Origin of the sequence: Streptomyces tamarix (assembly GCF_032423885.1) — a bacterium.
Taxonomy (GTDB): Bacteria; Actinomycetota; Actinomycetes; order Streptomycetales; family Streptomycetaceae; genus Streptomyces; species Streptomyces tamarix.
The window spans coordinates 58211-80635 of the sequence record NZ_JAWCTQ010000012.1 but is presented as its reverse complement, the minus strand read 5'-3'; the positions used below and the strand labels follow the sequence as shown (position 1 = coordinate 80635).

Annotated in this window: 16 protein-coding genes; 10 read left to right on the top strand and 6 right to left on the bottom strand. The window is 73.4% G+C overall.

What is annotated here, in order from left to right; genetic code table 11:
- The first annotated feature begins 289 nt into the window (after positions 1-289).
- Positions 290-1477 (top strand): PP2C family protein-serine/threonine phosphatase, encoded by a 1188-nt coding sequence (locus tag RND61_RS12340; RefSeq protein WP_315877934.1) that lies wholly within the window; start codon positions 290-292, stop codon positions 1475-1477.
- Positions 1478-2285: 808 nt separating this feature from the next.
- Entirely contained in the window at positions 2286-2570 is a 285-nt protein-coding gene (locus tag RND61_RS12335; RefSeq protein ID WP_315877933.1) for a hypothetical protein, read from the top strand.
- A gap of 167 nt (positions 2571-2737) precedes the next feature.
- Here the strand turns inward: RND61_RS12335 and RND61_RS12330 are convergent, their stop codons facing one another.
- On the bottom strand, positions 2738-4354 hold the full coding sequence (locus RND61_RS12330; protein ID WP_315877932.1) for a family 20 glycosylhydrolase: 1617 nt from the start codon (positions 4352-4354) through the stop codon (positions 2738-2740).
- A 255-nt stretch (positions 4355-4609) separates the two neighbouring features.
- On the opposite strand from RND61_RS12330, the gene RND61_RS12325 reads away from it, so the two are divergent.
- Positions 4610-5896 carry a glycoside hydrolase family 1 protein gene (locus RND61_RS12325; RefSeq protein WP_315877931.1) on the top strand — a complete coding sequence of 429 codons (1287 nt, stop codon included), beginning with the start codon at positions 4610-4612 and terminating at the stop codon, positions 5894-5896.
- Positions 5897-5906: 10 nt separating this feature from the next.
- On the top strand, positions 5907-6485 hold the full coding sequence (locus tag RND61_RS12320) for a TetR/AcrR family transcriptional regulator (protein WP_315877930.1): 579 nt from the start codon (positions 5907-5909) through the stop codon (positions 6483-6485).
- 94 nt (positions 6486-6579) lie between these two features.
- On the opposite strand, the gene RND61_RS12315 is transcribed toward RND61_RS12320, so the two are convergent.
- Both RND61_RS12315 and RND61_RS12310 read right to left on the bottom strand, forming a co-directional pair.
- Complete coding sequence (locus RND61_RS12315) at positions 6580-7803, bottom strand: serine hydrolase domain-containing protein (RefSeq protein ID WP_315877929.1); 1224 nt, start codon at positions 7801-7803, stop codon at positions 6580-6582.
- Position 7804: 1 nt separating this feature from the next.
- Positions 7805-10099: a glycoside hydrolase family 3 C-terminal domain-containing protein gene (locus tag RND61_RS12310; protein WP_315877928.1), complete on the bottom strand. Its 2295-nt coding sequence runs from the start codon at positions 10097-10099 to the stop codon at positions 7805-7807.
- Positions 10100-10443: 344 nt separating this feature from the next.
- On the opposite strand from RND61_RS12310, the gene RND61_RS12305 reads away from it, so the two are divergent.
- A complete protein-coding gene (locus tag RND61_RS12305; protein WP_315877927.1) occupies positions 10444-11418 on the top strand; it encodes an SGNH/GDSL hydrolase family protein in 975 nt (324 codons plus the stop codon).
- On the opposite strand, the gene RND61_RS12300 is transcribed toward RND61_RS12305, so the two are convergent.
- Positions 11408-12067 (bottom strand): TetR/AcrR family transcriptional regulator, encoded by a 660-nt coding sequence (locus RND61_RS12300; RefSeq protein WP_315877926.1) that lies wholly within the window; start codon positions 12065-12067, stop codon positions 11408-11410. The genes RND61_RS12305 and RND61_RS12300 overlap by 11 nt on opposite strands.
- A gap of 269 nt (positions 12068-12336) precedes the next feature.
- On the opposite strand from RND61_RS12300, the gene RND61_RS12295 reads away from it, so the two are divergent.
- The 5 genes from RND61_RS12295 to RND61_RS12275 all read left to right on the top strand — a co-directional run bounded on the left by RND61_RS12295 (position 12337) and on the right by RND61_RS12275 (position 17938).
- Complete coding sequence (locus RND61_RS12295; RefSeq protein WP_315877925.1) at positions 12337-13866, top strand: ABC transporter substrate-binding protein; 1530 nt, start codon at positions 12337-12339, stop codon at positions 13864-13866.
- 76 nt (positions 13867-13942) lie between these two features.
- Positions 13943-14884, top strand: a complete 942-nt coding sequence (locus tag RND61_RS12290) for an ABC transporter permease (RefSeq protein WP_315877924.1) — start codon at positions 13943-13945, stop codon at positions 14882-14884.
- Positions 14881-16716: a dipeptide/oligopeptide/nickel ABC transporter permease/ATP-binding protein gene (locus RND61_RS12285; RefSeq protein WP_315877923.1), complete on the top strand. Its 1836-nt coding sequence runs from the start codon at positions 14881-14883 to the stop codon at positions 16714-16716. Before RND61_RS12290 ends, RND61_RS12285 begins: the two co-directional genes overlap by 4 nt.
- On the top strand, positions 16713-17594 hold the full coding sequence (locus tag RND61_RS12280) for an ABC transporter ATP-binding protein (protein WP_315877922.1): 882 nt from the start codon (positions 16713-16715) through the stop codon (positions 17592-17594). Before RND61_RS12285 ends, RND61_RS12280 begins: the two co-directional genes overlap by 4 nt.
- Before the next feature lie 68 nt (positions 17595-17662).
- A complete protein-coding gene (locus RND61_RS12275; protein WP_315877921.1) occupies positions 17663-17938 on the top strand; it encodes a hypothetical protein in 276 nt (91 codons plus the stop codon).
- 147 nt (positions 17939-18085) lie between these two features.
- Here the strand turns inward: RND61_RS12275 and RND61_RS12270 are convergent, their stop codons facing one another.
- Together RND61_RS12270 and RND61_RS12265 are read right to left on the bottom strand one after the other, a co-directional pair.
- On the bottom strand, positions 18086-21091 hold the full coding sequence (locus RND61_RS12270; protein ID WP_315877920.1) for a carbohydrate binding domain-containing protein: 3006 nt from the start codon (positions 21089-21091) through the stop codon (positions 18086-18088).
- A gap of 333 nt (positions 21092-21424) precedes the next feature.
- Positions 21425-22417: a phosphotransferase family protein gene (locus RND61_RS12265; RefSeq protein WP_315877919.1), complete on the bottom strand. Its 993-nt coding sequence runs from the start codon at positions 22415-22417 to the stop codon at positions 21425-21427.
- Positions 22418-22425 lie beyond the last annotated feature (8 nt).

The window sequence follows — 22425 nt, the reverse complement described above, 5'->3', positions numbered from 1 at the left end:
CGGAGCGCCCCGGCCGGTCCGCGGGGCCCGGCGGACGGCGCCGGGCCCGTCCGCGGTCCCCGTCCCACTCGGAACGCCGGGCGGGAGACAGGGGGACGAGCCGGTGGGCACAGGACCGGCCACGACGATTGCCGCTCGGCAACTGTTTCCGCCTGGCTAAACTCTGGGCGGGCCCGGTGCCGCACGGCCTTCCCCGCGGCACCGGTGACGCCGTCGTGTGCCGGTGCCCGGCCCCCTGCCGACGGCGGAACGGCCTTTCCGTTCGGGAACGCACGAGAAGACGGACGACGTGGAAAAGATCGCTGCCCTGGAGCGGGACCTGCGCCGCGCCGCGCCGCACACCCTGCTCGAGGTCGTGAGGGCCGCCCTCGCGGAGCAGTACGGGGCCCGGGACGTGAACCTGTGGCTGGTGGACTACGGCATGCGGTCGCTGCAGGCCGTCGGGAGCCCTCCGTGGACGACGGAGCCGGTGCCCGTCCACGGCAGTCCCCAGGGCCGGGCGTTCGGCGCGCAGGAACCGCACGTCGTGGGCGGCGGGGCGGCGGGGCCCGTGGAGGTCCACCTGCCCGTCACGATCCGCGGCGACCGCCTGGGCGTCCTGTCCCTGGAGCTCCCCGGGCGCGGTGACGTGCGCGCCGTCCTGCCGGAGTTGCAGCGGGTCTGCGACGCCCTGGGCCACGAGATCCTCGTCGCCGAACGCGACACCGACCTGTACGTCCTGGCACGGCGGGCCACCCGGCTCACCCTCGCCGCGGAGATGCAGTGGCAGCTCCTGCCGGGTCGTTCGTGCGCCCGCCCCGAGTTCTCGCTCGGCGCGCAACTGGAGCCCGCGTACGCCGTCTTCGGGGACAACTACGACTGGTCCGTCTCCGCCGAGCACCTGACCCTGACGGTCACCAACGGCATGGGGGAGGGGACCGACGCCGCCCTGCTGACCAACCTCGCCGTGAACGCGCTGCGCAACGCCCGGCGCGCCGGACTCGACCTCGTCGGGCAGGCGGTCCTGGCCGACCAGGCGGTCTACGCCCAGTACCGGGGCCGCGCGCACGTGTCGGTGCTGCTCCTGCGTTTCGCCCTGGCCACCGGTGAGGTGGAGGCGGTGGACGCGGGCTCGCCCCGGCTGTGGCGCCTGCGCGGCGGCACGGTCGAGGCGCACCCCTTCGAGGCGCAGCTGCCGCTCGGCATGTTCGAGGACACGGTGTACACACCGGAGCGCTTCACCGTCCTCCCCGGCGACCGGCTGCTGTTCGCCGGCGACGGGGTGTACGACGCCCTCTCGGACGCGGGGGAGCGGTACGGGGACCGGGCCCTGCCGCGCGCCGTCGCCGCCACGCGCCTCCTGCCGCCGGCCCAGGTCCCGGGCGCCGTGCTGCGCGACCTCTCGGAGCACCGCGGCGAGCCGCCGCTGGACGACGACGCCCTCGTGGTGTGCCTCGACTGGTACGGGCGGCCGGGGGCCGGGAACACCGCCGGCTGACCGCGCGGACCGCGGAAGGGGAGGCCGCGCCCGACCGGGCCCCGGCCGCCCGGTGGGCCCGCCCGGCCCCGGGCCGCCGGGTGCCGCTTGTCATACGGCCCCTGCATTGGGGTGATGTGCCAGAACCTTTTCCCGGTGCGGCGGGTTACACGGTGTGCCGAATCGCGCAGAAGATGCGCGGGACCGCCCGGGAGCACGGCCGGGCCTTGGTTCGGCATTTCAGAGGGAAACTCCCAGCCTCTGGAGCCGCGGTGCCAGTCTGCTGTTTCCGATCCTTCTCACGGACAGGCTGGCGCCGCTTCTTCGTCCGTGCCGCCGCCTTTTCCTCCCGGCGCGCCGGCGAACACGCCGCTCTTGCGAAGGCGCGATTCCCTTCGTTTGCCGCCGTTCGGTTCCCGCCTGTTCGCGAGCACGTCGGGGATTCGGTCCGGCGCTCGCCGTACGCGGAAGGGAAATGTGGCGCCCCGGCTCCCTGCGGCTCTCCTGGCACATGGGACGTGTCTCCGCGGCGAACGATTTCCTCGGCCCGTTCGGTGTTGCCGTGCCGAGTGGAACAGCGAAACCGAGCGAACGGGCCGGAACCGACACCACTCGGTTGGAGCAATACTCCCGAAGGTCGGGCTTCGTTTATTGATCGGTGATGCCGGAATGTGGCAATAATGCTCTGCCGGATCAGTGCTGTGACGGCAGGCATGACCACGGTGCGGCATTGTGGGCGGACTCGGCTGAATGCTCAGTCGTGCAGGTTCTCCTACTCCACCGGCGAAGCAAAATGAAAAACCTCTCACATCAGAAGGAAAAGAGAAGGATGAAGCTCAAGAGTGCCCTCGCCTGCACGTTCGCTGCTATGGCTGTCGCCGGTGGTGCCGCCGGAACCGCGCAGGCGGCCGAGGACGACACGTCGAAGATCGACAACAGCATGCAGATCGTGAGCTGCGACACCATCGAGGTCATCGACATCCCGATCGCCTCGGCCGCCAACAACACCGTCGACTGCTCCGACTACATCTCGGACAAGGAGAGCAAGTCGGTGCACATCGTCGACGAGGAGAACGCCCACGCCACCTCGCTGCTCCTCAAGCGCCTCCGCTGATCGCGCGGCTCGCCCGCCTCGCCCCTTGAGGTGGTACCGAGCAGTTCACCACGCCCAGCCGCCCCGAGACCCTGTCCGGGGCGGCTGGACGTTTGGGCGGGTGCGGGGCCGAGGGTGCGACGCGCGCGGCGGGTGCGCGGACCCGGGACGGCCGGGGGGCGCCCCGGTCACGGCCAGGGGATCTCCGTGGAGGCCAGGTAGGCGAGCCCCCGCTCCCGCCAGAGCCGCCCGTGGCGGGCGAGGCGGACCCGGTGGTCCTCCCACTCGGGCGCCCGGCCGGTCCACGCGGTCTCCGCGAGGGACGCGAGGCGCGGCAGCAGCAGGGTGGTCAGGTCGTCCAACCCCGTGATCGACTCACCGAAGAGCGTCATCTCGATCCCCGCGATCCGCGCGTCGGGAATCCCGTGGGAGGCCGGGTCCCACGCGGCGGCGTGCCGGACGCCGCGCGGCCGGTAGAGGGGGAACCCGAGGCGGGCGGCGCTTTCGGCCTGGTCGGGCGGTGCCACGTCCGGGGCGTAGGGGCGGTCCAGGTAGAGGTGGGACTGCGGGGACAGAAGGACGCGTCCGCCCCCCTCGACGACGCGGGCGACGTCGTGGTCGGCCGGGGCGAAGAACGTCTTGAGGGCCCTGACGAGCTCGACGGTGTGGCCGGCCGCGAGCAGTTCGGGCCGGCGGGCGAGCTCCTCCTCCGTGTCGGGCAGGTCCATCATCGGCACGTCCACCCAGAACTGGGCGATGTCGTCCGGGGTGATCCCGGCGCGCGAGGACTCCTGCCAGGCCAGCGGCCGTTTGCCCGCCGCCCGCACCAGGGCGCGCAGTTCGCGCACCGCGAGGGCGAAGCTCTCCGGGGTCGCCCCGACGGCCTCGTCCCCGCCGATGTGCACGAACGGGCCGACGGTCGTCCGGCACACGTCGGCGAGGATCGAGGCGACGGCGTCCCGTGTGGTCGGGTCGGCGAGGTCCAGCGGGGGGACGAAGGGGAACCGGCCCGCCAGGCCCTCCGGCGCGGGTGCGTCCGGCAGCCCCGGCAGGGCCTCGCGCAGGGCGGCGCAGTGGCCCGGCAGGTCGATCTCGGGGACGACGGTCACGAAGCGCTCGGCCGCGTACTCCTGAAGGGCGCGGTACTCCTCGACGGTGTAGAACGCCCGCGGCGTGCCGTCCGCCCCGGCCGCGGTCAGCGCGGGGACGGCCGGGGTCTGCAGGCGCCAGCCCTCGTTGTCCGTCAGGTGCAGGTGGAGCACGTTCAGCTTGTAGAGCGCCGCGAGGTCGATGACGCGCCGCAGCTCGTCGGGGGTGAGGTGACCGCGCGCCGGGTCGAGCATCAGGCCGCGCCACGCGTGGCGCGGCGCGTCCGCCAGCTCCTGGCGGGGCAGCCGGCCCTCGGACGCGGCGATGAGCTGGACCGCCGTGGTGGCGGCGCGGAACACCCCCTCGGGGGTGGCGGCCCGGCAGGTGACGGCGTGTTCGGTGACCGTGAGGCGGTAGGACTCGTCCGCCGGCTCCGAAAGGCCGCGCGGGGAGACGCCCACGGGGGTGCGGTGCGGCGCCGACGGTGTCGCGTCGAGCGCGAGCACGAGGGTGGCGGGGCCGCAGCCGGGGGCGCCGCCGTCCGTGTCCGGCAGCAGGCGGCCCCCCAGGTGGGGTGCCAGCAGCGCGCGCACCGTGCCGGCGACCGCGGTGAGCCGGTCGTCGGCGGCGCGGATCCGCCAGTCTCCGGCGACGTGCGGGCCTTCGCGGCCGGCTGCCGCTGTCTGCCGTGCGGGACGGGGAACGACGGCGTTCATGATCTCCTCCACCGGGCTGACGAGGGGCCGGATCCCGGCCCGTGCGCGCACCGGCCCCGAGGGCCCGGCGCCTTCGTCAGGTCGGCGCCGGCCCCGGGGCGGCGGGCCGTGTCCGGAGCGGCGCTCGCGCCGCCGCCTCTTCTGCCGGACCGGATCCGCCTGTACGCTAACACGAAAACCGATCAATGAACGCTTTTTGTGGAGTCGCTGGCAGGCCGTCCGCCGCACCGGCTCCGAGGCGGAAGGAGCCCCCGTATGACGCCCTCGACCGGGCCCGGTCTCACGCTGCCCGACGGCTTCCTCATGGGAGCGTCCACCTCTCCCCACCAAGTCGAGGGGAACAACGTCTCCAGCGACTGGTGGGCCATCGAGAACCGGCCGGGCAGCTTCGTCGCCGAGCCCAGCGGAGACGCGGTCGACAGCTTCCACCGCTGGCCGGAGGACATGGACCTGCTGAGCGAACTGGGCTTCAACGCCTACCGGTTCGGCATCGAGTGGGCCCGCATCGAGCCCGAGCGCGGGCGGGTGTCGCGTGCCGCCGTCGAGCACTACCGCGCCATGGTGCGCGGGGCCCTGGAGCGCGGGCTCACCCCGGTGGTGACGCTGCACCACTTCACCTGCCCGCGGTGGTTCAGCGAGCTCGGCGGCTGGTCGTCGCCCGAGTCGGCCGACCTCTTCGCCGCCTACGCGAAGGTGGCCGCGGACGTCCTCGGGGCGGGGGTCCGCCACGTGGTCACGATCAACGAGCCGAACATGGTCGCGCTGATGCACACCCTGATGCGCCGCGCCGTCCGGAAGGAGGGAGACCCCGCCGCGGCGGGCGGGGAGCACACGGGCGCCGCGGCCTTCGAGCCCGGCTCGCTCGAACCGGACGCCGGGGTGACCCGGGCGCTGATCCGGGCCCACCGGGCCGCCTTCGCGGTCCTGAAGGAGGCCGACCCCGCGCTGCGGATCGGCTGGACCGTCGCCAACCAGGTCTACCAGGCCGAACCGGGCGCGGAGGAGGTCGCCGCCGCGTACGCCCGGACCCGTGAGGACGTGTTCCTGGAGGCCGCCCGCGAGGACGACTGGATCGGCGTCCAGGCGTACACCCGCCACCGGATCGGCCCGGACGGCCCGCTCCCCGTGCCGGAAGGCGCCGCCACCACGCTGACCGGCTGGGAGGTCTACCCCGAGGCGCTGGGCGAGGCGGTGCGGTACACGGCCCGCGTGGTCGGCCCGCACGTCCCCGTCCTGGTCACCGAGAACGGCATCGCCACCGACGACGACGACCTGCGCGTCACGTACACCGAGGGCGCGCTGGCGAGCCTGGCCGCGGCCATGCGCGACGGCGTCGACGTGCGTGGTTACCTGCACTGGAGCGCCCTGGACAACTACGAGTGGGGCTCCTACCGGCCGACCTTCGGACTCATCGCGGTCGACCCGCGCACCTTCGCCCGCACGCCCAAGGAGTCGGCCCGCTGGCTGGGTTCCCTGGCCCGCGCCGGACGCATCCCCGGCGGTGCGGCGGCCGTGCCCGGCGGCGGTCCCTCCGCGGGATAGGCTGGCGGACATGGCGAAACGGGGCCCGTACGAGAAGGGCGAGGCGAAGCGCACCGAGATCCTGCACGCGGCTCTGGAGACGTTCGCGGCCGAGGGGTACCGGGGCACCTCGCTGCGCAAGGTGGCCGCCAAGTGCAACCTCAGCCTGCCCGGCCTGATGCACTACTTCGACTCCAAGGAGGACCTGCTCACGCAGGTGCTGCGGATGCGCGACGAGACCGCGCGGATGCGGCAGGACGAGCGCACCAGCCCCGAGAGCTACCGGGAGATCATCCGGGAGAGCGCGAAGACCCCCGGCCTGGTGGAGCTGTTCGTCTCCATGGCGGCGGCGGCCAGCGACCCCGGCCACCCGGCGCACGAGCACTTCGCCGAGCGCTATCCGCTGCTGCGGGAGCGGGTCGCCGCGTTCGCCAGGAAGCGGATGGAGGAGGGGCGGATGAGCACCGTCGTTCCCCCCGAGCGCCTGGCGGTCCTGCTGCTCGCCGTGGCCGACGGCATCCAGTTGCAGTGGCTCATCGACCGGTCGACGGACATGGAGCAGCCGATCGACGACATCATGCGGCTCCTCGACCCGGAACGGGAGACCTGACCCGGAGGGCGCGGGGAGGGCGGACCGCGGAAGCGAGGGGGGCGGGAGCCGGTCCGGTACCGGCCCCCGCCCCTCCTGCCCGCGTCGGACGGCGTCACCCCCGGGCGGGGAGGCCCGCCGCCTCCCTGACGGCCGCCGTCCACCGCACCCAGCGCGGATCGGGCCCCGACGAGGGCTCCCAGGACATCGCCGTACAGACGTAGCCGACCGCGAGTCCGCTCTCCGGGTGGGCCATGCCGAGGCGCCCGCCCGCTCCGGCGTGGCCGAAGGAGCCCTCCCCCAGCAGGGGTTCGCCGGGGCGGGGCAGTTCGAAGCCGAGACCGAAGCGGGAGCGGTCGGGACCGTCGAGCCGGTCCAGCGGCGCGGGCTGCGGCAGGTGGTCGGTGTGCGGGGCGCGCGCCCGGTCCATGGTGGGACCGGACAGCAGCCGCACGCCGTCGACCGGGCCGATGAGCGCCGCGTACAGCCGGGAGAGGGAGCGGGCGTTGCCGATGCCGCCCGCCGCGGGGAACTCGCCGGCCCTGCCCCGGCGCGTGCCGAACGCCTCGATCGCCGCGCCCAGTTCGGCAGCCGACGCCCGCAGCGCGATGGCCAGGCGGTCGTCCTCGGCGAGCCCGAGGCCGGCCACCGCCGCCGCGACCCGCTCGGCCGTGGGCGGCTCCCGGACGGCGAACTGCGGCGCGAAGCGGTGCTCCTCCCGCTGCGGCAGCCCCATCCACAGGTCCAGCCCCAGCCGTCCGGCCACCTCCCGGGAGAAGAACCGGCCGATGCTCGTCCCCGTTACCCGGCGGACGACCTCGCCGACCAGGTGGCCGTAGGTGAGGGCGTGGTAGAGGTACGCCGACCCGGGCTCCCACAGCGGCGGCATCGCCGCGAGGGCGCGGGTGCGCGCGTCCCAGTCGAGGAGGTCGGACACCCCCACGCCCGCGGCCCCGTCGGCGAAGGCGGGCAGTCCCGCGCGGTGGGCGAGCAGGTCGGCCACCGTCGTGCCCGCCTTGCCCGCCGCCGCGAACTCCGGCCAGTACCGCGCGACGGGCGCGTCCAGGTCCAGGGCGCCGCGTTCGCTCAGCAGGTGGGCGCAGACGGCGGCCATCCCCTTCGACGCGGACATCAGCACGCCGACCGCGTCGGGGCCGAACGGCCGCCCCTCCGTCGCCGCCGGGCCCGCGGACCACAGGTCCACGACCAGCCGGCCGTGGTGGTGGACGGCCAGCTGGGCGGCGCCGGGATCGTTCGCCTGCCCCTGCGCGAAGGCGTCCCGTACGCCCTCCCAGCCGGGCAGCGCGCTCCCGCCCACCGCGGCGGCCCCGGCCGTCACGTCACTCGCCCCGGCCGTCGTCATCGGCGGCGGCGGCGACGGCGGCGGCCAGTTCGTCCACGTCCTCGGGGGAGACGGGGCTCTGCGGGAACTCGGAGATCACGTCGAGCGGCATGCCGGCGAGGAACCGCCGCATCACCGGGTCGTCCATGGCGCTCGGCCCCGTCCTGCCCGCCGCGGCCCGGGCGAACCTCTCCCCCAGCAGCGGCCCGCCCACGGGGTGCCGCAACCACTCCGCGAGCGTGTGGCGCCCGCTCAGGCGGAGGCGCGAGGGGTCGCCGGCGACGGTGAGCACGGCCGACAGCCGGATGTCGCGCGAGGAGGAGCCGACGTCGATGCGGTAGTCGCCTTCCTCGACCCTCCAGCGGCCCTCGCGTTCGCTGTAGTACGCGAGGTCCTCGCGCGCCAGCTCCACCACCACCTCCCGGCTCTCACCGGGGGAGAGGGACACGGAGGCGAAGCCGCGCAGCTCCCTCGGCGGCCGGGCGACCGCGGAGGCGGCCGGTCCGCCGCTGTACACCTGGACGACCTCGCGCCCCGCGCGCCCGCCGGTGTTGGTGACGGTGACCGCCACGGTGAACGCCGCGCCGTCCTCCCGCCGGTCCACGCGCATCCCGGAGTACGCGAAGGTGGTGTACGACAGGCCGTGGCCGAAGGGGAAGGCGACCTCGCAGCGGCGGGCGTCGTAACCGCGGTACCCGACGAAGACGCCCTCGCCGTAGCGGACCCGGCCCTCCTCGCCGGGGAAGGACAGGTGGCTGGGCGAGTCCTCCAGGCGCAGCGGGACGGTCTCGGCCAGCTTGCCGGACGGGTTGACCGCCCCGAACAGCACCCGGGCGAGCGCGCCGCCGCCGGCCTGGCCGAGCAACCAGCCCTCCACCAGGGCGGGTACCCGCTCGTGCCAGGGCGCGGTGCGCACCACGCCGCCGTTGGAGAGCACCACGCACACCCGGGGGTTGGCCTCCCGGACGCGCTCCAGCAGGCGCAGCTGGACGGGCGGCAGGTCGATGTGGTCGCGGTCGAAGCCCTCCGACTCGTCCTGGGCGGGAAGCCCGAGGAACAGCACCACCGTGTCGCTCGCGGACGCGAGCCGTACGGCTTCGGCGACCAGGGGCTCCTCCCCGTCCGCCGGCGCGGCGCCCGGGAGCGCGTAGCCCGCGGCGAAGTCCACGCGGGCGCCGTCGGCGAGCTCCCGCAGGCGGTCCAGGGGCGTGTCGAGGAGGGTCGGCGTCACCTGGGAGCTGCCCGCGCCCTGGTAGCGCGGGGTGCGGGCCAGTTCGCCGATGACCGCGACGGTGCCGGAGGCGGGGTCGAGGGGCAGGAGGTCCGAGTCGTTCTTCAGGAGCACGACGCACCGGTCCGCGGCCTCCCCGGCGAGCCGGTGGTGCTCCGCGACCGGTACCTCGCGCCTCTCGGGCGCGCCGTCCGCCGCGCGCCGGGCGAAGCGGACGAGGCGTTCCACCGCCGCGTCGAGCACCGACTCGTCGAGGTCGCCTCCGGTCACGGCGGCGACGACCTCGCGGTCGGTGCGCCCGCCCGTGCCCGGCATCTGGAGGTCGAGTCCGGCGCGCAGCGCGGCGACCCGGTCGCGCACGGCGCCCCAGTCGGACATGACGATGCCGTCGAAGCCCCACTCGGAGCGCAGGACGTCCGTGAGCAGGCGGGTGTTCTCGCAGAGCGGGACGCCGTTGACGCCGTTGTAGGAGGCCATGACGGACCAGGGGCGGTCCCGGCGGACGATGCGCTCGAAGGCCCTCAGGTAGATCTCGCGCAGCGGGCGCTCGTCGACGTCGGCGCTGACGCGCATGCGGTCGGTCTCCTGGTTGTTGGCGGCGTAGTGCTTGAGGGCCGCCCCCACCCCCGCCTCCTGCAACCCGCGGACCATCGCCCCGCCCATCTCGGCGGAGAGGAGCGGGTCCTCCGAGAAGTACTCGAAGTTGCGCCCGCACAGCGGTGACCGCTTGATGTTGATGCCGGGTCCGAGCACGACGCGGACGCCGTGGGAGGCCGCCTCCGCGGCGATCGCGCCGGCGACGCGGCGGGCGAGTTCCGGGTCCCAGCTGCTGCCGAGTGCCACGGCGGGCGGGAAGCAGGTGGCGGGGGCGGCGCTGTGCAGGTCGACCTGGCCGCCGTCGCCGCTCTCCTTGGGCAGCCGCAGCCCGTGGGGCCCGTCGGACATGGTGACCGCCGGCACGCCGGCGGAGGCGATGGCCGTGGTGACGAAGTCACCGGCGCCGCTGGTCAGCGACGCCCTGTCGGCGAGGGAGAGCCGGGGCGGTGGGGGCTGCTGGGTCATACGGCGCACCTATCGGGGTCTCGTGGGGCGGGCGGGACCGGACCGGCGCCCGACCGTGGGCGGCGGGCCCGTCCCTGACGGCGTGAAGGGCGTCCGGCCGGTGCGGGCGGACCGTGCCGACGGCCGAGCGATCCAAAAACCGTAAGATGATCGGTTTTCGCTGTCAAGGGTGGCTACCTGCCGGTAGTTACGAGATGGCATCGGTCGACTTACCTCCGTGCGATCCCTTGACGACCAGAAACCGATCAACTTACGGTTTTCGCGCTCGAGCGGCGCCGCTCCGGGACAGCGACCGGGTCCCGCAGCCGCCTCCTTTCCACTCGCCCACGAAACGAGGAACGGCCATGCCCCCATCCGGACAGTCCGCCACCCCGCCCCCCGGACGGCGGATCCTCCGCACCGCGCCTCCGGGCGGGACCGGTGCCCCCCGCCGTGCGGTGCGCGCCGGGGTCGCGGCCGCGGCGGCCGTCGCCGTGCTGGCCGGCACGGCCGCGGGCGCCGCGGCGAGCCCCGTGGCGGAGCGCTCCGCCGGGCACGCCTCCGCGCGCGCCGCCGAAGAGGTGCACTACGTCGCGCTCGGCGACTCCTTCAGCGCGGGCCCCGGCATCCCCGAGCAGACCGACGCGGTCTGCGGGCGCTCGTCGAACAACTACCCGGCCCTGGTGGCCCGTACGGTCGGCGCGGCCTCGTTCACCGACGTGACCTGCTCGGGCGCCGCCACCAGCCACATGGCGAACCCGCAGGAGTCGGTCCCGCCGCAGCTCGACGCGCTGCGCCCCGACACGACGCTGGTCACCCTCGGCATCGGCGGCAACGACCTCGACCTGGTGGGCGTCATCACCCGCTGCGTGCTCCTGGGGTACGTGGCGCCGTACGGCTCGCCCTGCAAGCAGAGCTACACCCTCTTCGGCACCGACGAGATCGGCTCCCGCGTCAACGCCACGGCACCGAAGATCGAAGCGGTGCTCAAGGAGATCCGCGTCCGGTCCCCGAAGGCGAAGGTGCTCCTGGTGGGCTACCCGGCGCTCTTCCCCGACGACGGCACGGCGTGCCGGGAGACCGTCGCGCTCGCCAAGGGCGACTTCCCCTGGATCCGGGACAAGGAGAAGCACCTCAACGCGATGCTCGCGCAGCAGGCCGGCCTCCAGGGCGCCACCTACGTCGACACCTACGGGCCGTCGATCGGGCACGACGTGTGCAAGCCCGCCGGCGTCCGCTGGATCGAGCCGGAGGACACGGCGGAGGCGGCCGGGTTCCACCCCAACGCGGCCGGGCACCGGAGCGCGGCCGATGCGGTGCTCGCGTCGCTCAGCCGCTGACACCGGCTCCCCCCGCACCGTCCCCGGGGAGGAACCCGAGGCCGCGCAGGAAGTCGCGCACCACCTCCTCCATCACCACGGCTTCCGGTTCCAGCAGCCACTGCGTCTGAAGGCCGTCCATCAGCGCCAGCAACTGCCGGGCCACGGTTTCCGGGGCGCTGCGCGCGGGTGCGCCGGCCTCGGCCTGCAGGGCCTCGACCAGTACGGTCACCTCCTCCCGGAGGACGCGGTAGCGCTCCTTGAAGTAGTGGTGGGCGGGGTGCCCGGGATCGGTGGCCTCGGCGGACAGCTTCGCGTAGAGCCCGACGATGCCCGGGGTTCCGCTGTTGCGCGCGACCAGGCCGACCAGCCGGCGCAACCGTTCCCCCGGGCCGGGTTCGGGGGTGCCCGGCCGGACGATGCCGGGGAAGACCGACTGGGCGTCGATCCTGTCGCGGCGGCTCAGCACCTCGATGAGCACGGCCTCCTTGCCCGGGAAGTGGTGCAGCAGTCCGGCGTGGGTCAGCCCCGCGTGCGCGGCGATGTCGCGCAACGACACCGCGTTGAAGCCCGAGCGGGAGAACAGCTCGGTGGCGGAGTCGAGGATGCGGGCCCGTGTGCGCTCGCCCTTCGACGGGCGGCGCGGGGCGTTCACGGACGGTTCGCTCACTTCGATGGCCTCCTGCCGTCGGCGGACCGGCGCACGCCGCACGGCGTGCGCCCGGTCGCGCGGGCTCGCGCACAGCCTTCGCTGTCCCGCGTCGGTGCGCGGGGCCCGGGAGACGGTCGTGACGGCGCCCCCGGCTCCCCGCCAGCCGGAACCTACCAGTTGGTAATTTCACCGCCGGAAAAACCTACCAAGTGGTTGGTTCCGGTTGTAAGCTCACCGCCAATCTCGCCCGGGGGCCCTTCCCCGGCCCTCCAGACGGAGCGAACCTCATGAGCAGAACCATCCGAACCGGGGCCGTCGCCGCCTGCGTGGCCGCGACCCTCACCCTCGCGGGATGCGCCGACCCGGGCGCCAAGAGCACCGGCTCCTCGACGCTGAACGTCGCGACCCTGACCCTCCCCCAGAGCTTCGACCCGGCCGTCGCGGTCGGCAGCGCCCTGCCGTTCTTCCAGGCCACGTACGACACCCTCGTCAAGCGCGAGCCGAACGGCGACTTCAGCCCGATGCTCGCCACCGAGTGGAAGTACAACGGCGACCGCACCGAGCTCGGCCTCACCCTGCGCGAGGACGTGAAGTTCGCCGACGGCACCGCCTTCGACGCGGCCGCGGTCAAGGCGAACATGGAGCGCTTCAAGAAGGGCGGCGGCGCCAACGCGAAGTGGCTGAAGGACCTCCAGGAGGTCCGGGTCGTCGACCCCTCCCACGTGACGCTGAAGCTCGCGCAGGCCAACCCCGCGATGCTCTTCTACCTGAGCGACGCGGCCGGCCTGATGGCGAACCCGGCGAAGTTCGGGCAGGCCGACAGCCTCAAGACGACCCCCGACGGCACCGGCCCCTACCGCCTCGTCAAGGAGAAGACGACGGTCGGCACCAAGTGGGTCTACGCGCGCAACGCCGACTACTGGGGCGAACGGCTCCCGTACGAGAACCTCACGATCAGCTACTTCGACAACGAGACCGCGATCGTCAACGGCCTCAAGACCGGGCAGGTGAACGCGGCCCTCCTCCAGACCGCCGACCAGCAGGTCAGCATCGAGTCCGACCCCAGGATGAAGACGACGAAGCAGGAGTTCGACTTCCAGGGGCTGCTGCTCTTCGACCGCGGCGGGAAGCTGACGCCGGCCCTGAAGGACCCCCGCGTCCGCCAGGCGCTGAACCTCGCGATCGACCGCGAGACCATGCTCGGCGCCATCCGCCAGAACCGGGGCGAGGTCACCTCCCAGGTCTTCGGGCCCGGCACCCGGGGGTACGACGAGAAGCTGGACACGTACTACTCCCACGACCCGGCCAAGGCCAAGAAGCTCCTCGCGGAGGCGGGCTACGGCAAGGGCTTCACGCTGAAGCTGCCCCGCATCGCCGCGATCGTCAACGACGCCCTCGCCGCGTCGCTCGCCACCGACTTCAAGGCCGTCGGCGTCACCCTCGTCTGGGACGAGCTGGACGGAGGCTCGGCGATCCGGAAGGTGTTCGCCGACCGCGCCTACTCGGGCATGGTCATGAACATGGGCCAGTCCACCTCCGACTGGGTGGTCGTCGACGAGCTGGTCACGCCCGGCTCCTTCAACATGTTCGGCACCGCGGACGCCACCACGCAGAAGCTGGTCCCCGCGATCCAGACCGGTACCGACGCACAGGCGGAGCAGGCCGCGCGCGAGCTCAACGCCCACCTCGTGAAGGAGGGCTGGTTCGTGCCCTTCTACCGGATGACGTACCTGCACGTCTCGGACGGCACGGTGAAGATCACCCCGCAGTCCGGCATGGCCGTCCCGTCGATCTACAACTACGCCCCCGTCAAGTGAGGCCACGCCGGGGGGAGGAGCGCGCGGAAGCCCGCGCGGTTCTCCCCCCGGCGGCCGGTCACGGATACCGAGTGCCATGCTGAACTTCATCGCCCGCAGGATCGCGGCGGGAGCCCTGCTCCTGGTCGTCATCTCCTTCCTCTCGTACCTGCTGCTGTCGATCCCCGGCACGGACGTCGGCAGGCAACTCCTGGGCCAGGGCGCCGACCAGGCGGCCGTCGACGCCAAGAACGCCTCCCTCGGGCTGGACCGGCCGGTCCTGGAGCAGTACGCCGACTGGCTCGCCCACGCCGTGCGCGGCGACCTCGGCACCTCCTGGTTCACCAGCGAGGACGTCACCCAGGCCGTGGCGGGCCGACTGCCGGTCACCGCGAGCCTGATGCTGGGCGTCACCCTCGTCACCGCCGCCGTGTCGTTCCTGCTCGGCGTCTGGGCGGGGGTCCGGCGCGGCGCGGTCGACCGCTTCGTCCAGGTCCTCGGCGTCGTGGGCTACGCGCTCCCCGGCTTCCTCGTGACGCTGGTCATGGTGCTGGTCTTCGCGGTCCACCTGAACTGGTTCCCCGCCATCGGGTACATCGCGCTCACCGAGTCGCCCGGCGGCTGGCTGTCCACCATCACCCTGCCCGTCCTGTCCCTGTCGGTGGCGTCCGTGGCCGGGGTCTCCCAGCAGGTGCGCGGCGCGGTGATCGACGTACTGCGGCAGGACTACGTCCGCACCCTGCGCGCCCGCGGCCTCCCCCCGTCCCGGATCGTGTTCCGGCACGTCCTGCGCAACGCGTCGGCGCCCGCCCTGTCGGTCCTCGGCATGCAGTTCGTGGGCCTGCTCGGCGGTGCCGTGATCGTGGAGCAGATCTTCGGCCTCCCCGGCATCGGCAGCATGACCGTCACCTACACCACCCGCGGCGACATCCCCGTGATCATGGCGCTCGTCATGCTCACCGTGATCGGCGTCGTACTGATCAACCTTCTGGTCGACATCATGATCGGCTGGCTCAACCCGAAGGCGAGAGTCGCATGAGCGAGAACCTCCCGGCCGACGCTCCCACCGCGACCCGCCCGGAACCCTCCGGCGCACCGCTCCACGACCCCGGCGCCCAGGCGCCGCCCGCCCGCCGCGGCACCCTCCTCCGACGGCTCCTGCGCAACCCCCTCGGGGTGCTCTCCGCCGGCGTCCTGCTGCTCCTGCTCGTCGCCGTCGCCCTGGCCCCGCTGCTCGCGCCGCAGGCCCCCGACGCCTCCTCGCTCGGCGACGCCTTCGCCGCCCCCAGCGGCGCGCACCCGATGGGAATGGACTCCGCGGGCCGTGACATCCTCTCCCGCATCCTCCACGGGGGCCGCAACACCCTGGGCGGGGCGCTCATAGCCCTCGGGATCGCCCTCGCCCTCGGGGTGCCCTCCGGTCTGTACGCGGGCTACCGCGGCGGCTGGTTCGACTCGGTCGCCAACTGGGCCGTGAACCTCGTCATGGCGCTGCCCGCCATGGTCGTGCTCCTCGCCTCGCGCGCCATCCTCGGCCCCGACGTCTGGGCCCTGATGATCGTGCTCGGTGTCCTCGCGGCCCCGAGCTTCTTCCGCCTCGTCCGCGGCATCGTCGCGGGCGTCCGCGCGGAGCTCTACGTCGACGCCGCGAAGGTGTCCGGACTGTCCGACCTCCGCATCGTCGCCCGGCACGTCCTGACGGTGGTGCGCGGTCCCGTCATCATCCAGGTGGCACTCGTCGCCGGCGTCGCCATCGCGCTCCAGGCCGGCCTGGAGTTCCTCGGCGTCGGCGGCGGATCGGCCCCGACGTGGGGTGCGATGCTCAACGAGGCGTTCCAGAACATCCAGCGGGCGCCGCTGCTGCTGTTGTGGCCGGGCCTCGCCCTCGGCCTGACCAACGGCGCCCTCGTCCTGCTCGCCGGAGCCCTGCGCGACGGGCTGGAGGACCGCACCGGGGAAGCGGCCGGGACCCGCCGGAGCCGACGCCGTACGACCGCCGCGGCCCCCGCCGCCGGGGATGCCGCGGCGGACCGCTCCGCGCTGCTCTCGGTGCGCGGCCTCACCGTCGCCTACGCCCAGCCGGACGGCACCGACAAGGAGGTCGTGCACGGCGTCGACATCGACGTGCGGGCCGGTGAGATCGTGGGGCTCGTCGGCGAGTCCGGCTCCGGGAAGACCCAGTCCGCCTTCGCCGTGCTCGGCATCCTCCCCGACGGCGGGCGGGTCAGCGGCGGCAGCGTCACCATCAAGGGACAGGAGGTCGTCGGCCTGCCCGAACGCGCTCGTCGCGCTCTTCGCGGCGGCACCGTGGCCTACGTCCCGCAGGAACCCATGAGCAACCTCGACCCCTCCTTCACCATCGGCAGCCAGCTCGTGGAACCCATGCGCCACACCCTCGGCATCTCCCGGAGGGAGGCCGCCCGCCGCGCCGTCGACCTGCTGCGCCTGGTGGAGATCCCCCACCCCGAGCGCACCCTGCGCCTGTACCCCCACGAGATATCGGGAGGCATGGCCCAACGCGTCCTCATCGCCGGCGCCATGTCCTGCGACCCCGAACTCCTCATCGCCGACGAGCCCACCACCGCGCTCGACGTACGGGTCCAGGCCGAGGTGCTCGACCTGTTGCGCCGCCTGCAGAAGGACCGCGGCCTCGGCGTGCTCCTGGTCACCCACGACCTCGGTGTCGTGGCGGACCTCTGCGACCGCGTCGCCGTCATGAACACCGGCAGGATCGTGGAGACCGGCACCACCGAGCAGGTCCTCCACGCCCCCCGGGACGCCTACACCCGGGCCCTGCTCGGCGCCGTCCTGGACGAAGCCCCGACCCGGGCCCCCTGGCAGCCGCGAGAGGCGAGGAGCACCACCGCATGACCCCCACCGAAGCCACCGTCGCCGAGGACGCCCTGCTCAGCGTCCGGGACCTGCGGGTCTCCTTCCCCGGCAAGGGCCGGCGCGCCCCGCGCGCCGAGGTCCTCAAGGGCGTCTCGCTCGACATCCGGCCGGGTGAGACCCTCGGCCTGGTCGGCGAGTCAGGCTCGGGCAAGACCACCATCGGCCGCGCGGTCCTCGGGCTCGTCCCCGTCGACTCGGGCACCGTCACCTTCGCCGGGGAACGCATCGACCGGGCCGGGCGCGCCCGCCGCCGCGAGCTGGGCCGCGACCTCCAGGTCGTCTTCCAGGACCCCTACACCTCGCTGAACCCCTCCCTCACCGTCGGGGACACCCTCGCCGAGCCCCTGCTCGGCCACGGGATGAGCGCCAAGCAGGCCCGGGACCGGGTCGGCGACCTGCTCGCCCGCGTCCACCTCCCCGCCGACGCGGCGGCCCGCCTGCCCCGCGAGTTCTCCGGCGGCCAGCGCCAGCGCGTGGCGATCGCCCGCGCGCTCGCCCTGCGCCCCCGGCTCGTCATCTGCGACGAACCGGTGTCCGCGCTCGACCTCACCACCCGCAGGACCGTCCTCGACCTCTTCCTGGAGATCCAGGAGGAGACCGGGGTCGCCTACCTCTTCGTCACGCACGACCTGTCGGTCGTGCGGTTCATGAGCCACCGGGTGGCGGTGATCCACCACGGGAACATCGTGGAAACGGGCGACGCCCGCGCCCTCACCACCGAGCCGCGGCACGACTACACCCGGGCCCTGTTGCTCTCCGCCCCCGTGGCGGACGTCGACCGACAGCGCCGCCGCAGGGAGGCCGCGCGGCGCCTCGTCGGGCCGCCGGCGGCCGACGAGCGGCCGGCCGGCGGCTGACGGCCGCCACCGGCGGCGCGACCCCGGGCGGGCCCGCGCTGTCGGTGGCGGCTGGGAACCTGGAAGGCATGGACAGGGACGAGGAACTGCTGCGCGGCCGGGTCTACGGCCAGGACCACGACGACCCCCGCCCGGGCCCGCGGCCCGGACGCGCCTACGCCGAACTGGTCGGCGGGCCGCTGGACGGCCTGCTGCTCGACATCACCGGCTGGTCGCCGCAGGAGACCGGCACCGGTGTCGCGCTCCCGACCGAGCTCGGGAGGTTCGGGTCCGGCGGGCGGGCCCTGTACGACCCGCGCCCCGACGACCCGCGCCGCTGGGACTGGTCCGGTGACGCCCCCTGACCCCGGCCGGCGCGCGCCCGTGCCGCCCGTTCCCCGGGGCGCGACTGAGGCCGTGGCCCCGGGGCCGGCGGTGCCCGACGGGGCCCGGCGGTGCGACGGGGCCGGCGGCGTCCGCCGCCGGCCCCGTGCTCCCGAACCCCCGCCGGACTACTTCAGGTAGGGGCCGGCGGCCCCGATCCTGCCGGGGCCGTTGAGGACGTAGACCCGCAGGTTGCCCTTGCCGGGCGCGGCCACGGTGAGCGTGCCGCCGGTGACGACCCGGGTGTCGCCGGTCACCGCGTCGGTGTAGGTGCCGTTGGGGATGCCGGTGTAGGTGGCGCCGTGGGTGACGGTGACCAGCGCGAAGCTGTCGGTGCCACCGGCGGTGTAGCGCCGCTTGAACGCCATCTCGCCCTGGATGCCCTGGGTCGAGTACTGGCCCGTCTGCAGGGCGGGGACGGCCCGGCGGATCTGGTTCAGCCGCTGCACGTGTTTGACCAGCGGCTTCTGGAGCGTGGTGGCGACCTGGCCGGTGGCGGAGTCGACCTTGGAGAAGTCGGACGCCTTCACGTCGCCGGCGACGTGGTCGCCGTAGTAGGCGCGGCCCGTGGTGGCGAGCGGACAGGTGGGCCCGCAGTCGATCTTCTTGCCGGCCTGGAACTCGATCTCCGATCCGTAGTAGAGGGTGGGGATGCCGCGGAAGGTCCACATCAGGGACATGTTCTCGGCCCAGGCGTCGGTGCCGCCCGCGTAGCGTTCGCTGCCCTTGTTGGGGCCGTAGTCGTGGCTGTCGACGTAGACGACGTTGTACGTGGCGTCGTTGTAGCTGTCGTCGGAGTCCTTGCCGTTGTGGAAGGCGTTCACCGCGTCGCCGAAGTTCATGTGCATGCGCATGTCGATGACGTGCATGCCGGAGAACCTGCTGTGGTCCGGGGCGTGGTACGCGTTGCCGTCGAGGAACGCGTTGGCGGACGTGGGCTGGTTCGCGGTGCCGGCCTGCTGCTCGTGGTCGTACATCTCCAGCGCGGCCCTGGCGTCGTCGGCGCTGTACTCCTTGCGCTCCTTCCAGGTGAAGAACTGCGCGGAGTGGTTGACGGAGCCGCGGTTCCACTTGTCGTTGACGAAGGCGGCGACCTCGCCGAAGACGAAGAAGTTCTTCGCGGCCTCGGCGCCGTGCCGCTGGGTGACGCGCTCCTGGATGGCGGGCAGGAAGCGGCGGTTCCAGGTGGTGCGCGGGATGTGGACGGCCGTGTCGACGCGGAAGCCGTCGACCCCCATGTCGATGTACTTGTTGTAGGCGCCGATCAGGTGGTTCTGCACCTGCGGGTCCTCGGTGTTGAAGTCGGCGAGGTCGTCGTGGAGCCAGCAGGAGCGGGAGTCCTCGCCCTCCCAGTTGCCGATCCAACAGTTGTGGTACAGCGACTTCGGGAACATGCCGGAGGTCGGGCTCGGCCACTGGCAGTTGTAGATGGTGTAGCCCTCGGGGCTCTTGGCGCCGGTGGGCTTGCCCCAGTTGACGCAGGTGTTCCCGGCGGGCTCCGCGGTGGACCACAGGTCGCCGTTGTAGTACGACTTGCCGGTCTTCGGGTCGACGGTCAGCCCGTCGTACTCGAAGCCGGTCTGCTTCTCGTCGTAGTACCAGCTCCACTGGCTGTCGCGCACGCCGTGGACGGTGGGGACGAACAGGCCCTTGGCGCCCCAGCGGGAGGAGTGGTTGTAGACGACGTCCTGGTAGATCTTCATGCCCTTGGCGTGGGCGGCGTTGATCAGGTCCTGGTAGGAGGCGCCGGCGGACTCCAGGCGGGGGTCGACCTTGTAGAAGTCCCAGCCGTGGTAGCCGTGGTAGTCGTAGTCCGAGCGGTTGAGGACGACCGGGGTGATCCACACGGCGGAGAAGCCGAGCCCCTTGATGTAGTCCAGCTTCTGGACCAGGCCCTTGAAGTCGCCGCGGAACATCGGGTCGTTGTTGGCGGCGTTGCCCGACTTCGCGTGCTGGCTCCCGCCGCGGTTGTTGCCCGTGTCGCCGTCGTTGAACCGGGCGGTCAGGACGAAGTAGATCGGGTCCTTGCGCGGATCGGTGCCCAGCGGCTTGCCGGCCGCCGGGGTCGGGGGCTTCTCCCCGGTGGTCGCCGTCGCGGCGGCGGAGGCGGCGGAGAGGTTGCCGGCCGCGTCCGCGGCCCTGACGGTGTACGTGTAGGCGGTCTTCTCCTCCAGGTTCGCGTCGGAGAAGACGGTGGAGCCGACGTCGGTCACGACGGTGCCCCTGGTCCCGCCGGTCCGGGTGACCTGGTACTTGGTGACGCCCCTGCCGTCGGTGGACGGCTCCCAGGTCAGCACGACGGACACCCCGTCGGCCTTCGCGGCGACCCCGGCCGGGACGGTCGGCGCCTTCGTGTCGGGCGTCTCGCCGGCGCAGGGGTCGCCGGCGTTCGGGGTGACGGTGTTGTCCACGACGGTGGTGCGGCCGGTGGGCAGGGCGTAGTCGGCGCCCTTGTTGTTGTCCCAGACCCCGTTGCCGTTGTTGAACGCGGCCTTCATCGAGGTCGCGGTGCCGAGGTCGACCTCCTTCTTCCACCAGCCGGTGCACGCCACCTGCATGCCGATGCCGGGCACGGCGGTCCAGGAGCCGCCGGCGGGCTGGTAGTGGAGGTTGGCGGTGGTCCAGCCGAGGGTCCGGGTGGAGTAGTAGACGGTGGCCTTGTTCCCGTCCCCCGGCGTGGGGGTGGGGGTCGGGTCCGGGCCGGTGCCGGCGCACGGGTCGGAGTGGGCGACCGCGCCGTCCTTGACGGTGATGCTGCCCGTGCCGAGGGCGTAGTCCTTGCCCGCGTTGTTGTCCCAGGTGCCCGAGCCGTTGGTGAAGGTGGCCCGCAGGCCCTGAGCGGTGCCCAGGGCGACGGTCTTCTTCACCCAGTCGGTGCAGGCGGTCTCCATCCTCACGCCCGGCACCGTGGTCCAGGAGCCGCCGTCGGGTGCGTAGTGCAGGTGGTACTGGGTCCAGTTCTTCGTCTTCGTGTAGTAGAAGACGGTGGCCGTGCTGTCGGCCGCCGCGACCGGCGCGGTCGAGGGGGAGGGGGAGGGGGCACCGGGTACGGCGGCCACCAGTGCCAGGATGCCGCTGACGGCCACCGCGGCGGCCAGGGGCCGTCCGGGCAGGCGTGTGGGGGTGCGTCTCATGGGGGTCTCCGGGGAAGGGCCGCGGCGAGCCGCGGCGGCTGGCGCTCCAGGCGCGTGTGACGGCGCCTGTCCGGCCGCCTTCCCTGACGCGCCTCAGGGACAGGTACGGGGGGAGCCGTACTGGAAGGGCGAACGGAAACTTGCTGAAACTTCTTACGGGAACGGGAAGTTACCCGCGCACGCGGAAGGCGTAAAGAGGTGGGACGGGAAAGGGGGCCGGGGGTGCCGGATCGTCCGCCCGGCGGGCCGCCCCTTCCGGAATCCGGACGCGCGCGACGGGGCGGTCGGTGCGCCGGGCGCGCCCCTTCCGGTACCGGCCCCGGCGGGGGCCGCCTATCCCAGGGCGCGCAGGCGGTCGAAGGCGCCGGCGAGGAGGCCGCGGCAGAAGGCGAGGTGGTCGGAGCCGTAACCGCGGGGGCCGCACTCGACGACGAGCAGCAGGCCCAGGTAGAGGTGGTAGAGGGCGAGCCGGTGGCGGAGGGCGGGGGTGAAGTCGAGGGAGCCGCCGGCGCCGGTGTAGCCGGCCGCGAGGTCGCTGTCCGGGCCGGTGTCGCCGCCGAAGGACAGGGAGACCAGTTCGGCGGCGGGATCGCCCCAGAAGGCCCGTTCGTGGTCGATGAGCCCGGTGATCAGGTGGCGCTCCCCCTCGCCGGCGGGGGCGACGAAGACGTTGCCCGGCCACAGGTCGAAGTGGACCAGCCGGGGTTCGGTGACCTCGTCGAGCGCGTGACCGCCCTCGGCCACCGCCGCCCGTACGTCGGCGGGGGACAGTCCGAGCGGGGACCGCCAGCGCTCGGCGTCCTCCAGGAGCGCCTCCACCATGGCGCTGAAGGCCGTGCGCCAGTCGGGGGCGGACAGCGCGGACTCGGCGGCCGGGTAGCCGAACCGGCCGTCCTCCGGGGTCAGGGTGTGCAGGCGCGCGGCGATCGCTCCCAGCTCGCGGCGCAGGGCCGCCTCCGCGGCGGGCGGCAGACGGGCGCCGGCCTTGTCCCACGGCACGCCGTCCAGCAGGGAGAGGACGAGGAACTCCCCGTCCGCGTACAGCAGGTCGGGCGTTGGCACGCCCTTTCCCGGGAGGGCCGCGATCCGCCGGTAGACCATGGCCTCGGTCGCCATGATGCCGCGCTCGTACCGCAGGACCGCCGCGTCGGCGGGCGGAGCGAGTTTGACGACGGCGGGACGGCCGTCGTCGAGCACCACCCGGTAGGCGGTGTTGAACCAGCCGTCGGCCAACTCCGCTTCCAGGCGGCACCCGATGCCGGTGGAAGCCCGCAGTAGCGCGTCGAGCGCGTCGGGGGAGAGTTGGCGCTTGGTCTGGCTGCGCATGGGCACGC

What these genes read in the sequence shown, in the direction of transcription:
- RND61_RS12335 (WP_315877933.1), top strand. Translation starts at nt 2,286, where the DNA reads ATGAAGCTCAAGAGTGCCCTCGCCTGCACGTTCGCTGCTATGGCTGTC.
- RND61_RS12330 (WP_315877932.1), bottom strand. Translation starts at nt 4,354, where the DNA reads ATGAACGCCGTCGTTCCCCGTCCCGCACGGCAGACAGCGGCAGCCGGC.
- RND61_RS12325 (WP_315877931.1), top strand. Translation starts at nt 4,610, where the DNA reads ATGACGCCCTCGACCGGGCCCGGTCTCACGCTGCCCGACGGCTTCCTC.
- RND61_RS12320 (WP_315877930.1), top strand. Translation starts at nt 5,907, where the DNA reads ATGGCGAAACGGGGCCCGTACGAGAAGGGCGAGGCGAAGCGCACCGAG.
- RND61_RS12310 (WP_315877928.1), bottom strand. Translation starts at nt 10,099, where the DNA reads ATGACCCAGCAGCCCCCACCGCCCCGGCTCTCCCTCGCCGACAGGGCG.
- RND61_RS12305 (WP_315877927.1), top strand. Translation starts at nt 10,444, where the DNA reads ATGCCCCCATCCGGACAGTCCGCCACCCCGCCCCCCGGACGGCGGATC.
- RND61_RS12295 (WP_315877925.1), top strand. Translation starts at nt 12,337, where the DNA reads ATGAGCAGAACCATCCGAACCGGGGCCGTCGCCGCCTGCGTGGCCGCG.
- RND61_RS12290 (WP_315877924.1), top strand. Translation starts at nt 13,943, where the DNA reads ATGCTGAACTTCATCGCCCGCAGGATCGCGGCGGGAGCCCTGCTCCTG.
- RND61_RS12285 (WP_315877923.1), top strand. Translation starts at nt 14,881, where the DNA reads ATGAGCGAGAACCTCCCGGCCGACGCTCCCACCGCGACCCGCCCGGAA.
- RND61_RS12280 (WP_315877922.1), top strand. Translation starts at nt 16,713, where the DNA reads ATGACCCCCACCGAAGCCACCGTCGCCGAGGACGCCCTGCTCAGCGTC.
- RND61_RS12275 (WP_315877921.1), top strand. Translation starts at nt 17,663, where the DNA reads ATGGACAGGGACGAGGAACTGCTGCGCGGCCGGGTCTACGGCCAGGAC.
- RND61_RS12270 (WP_315877920.1), bottom strand. Translation starts at nt 21,091, where the DNA reads ATGAGACGCACCCCCACACGCCTGCCCGGACGGCCCCTGGCCGCCGCG.
- RND61_RS12265 (WP_315877919.1), bottom strand. Translation starts at nt 22,417, where the DNA reads ATGCGCAGCCAGACCAAGCGCCAACTCTCCCCCGACGCGCTCGACGCG.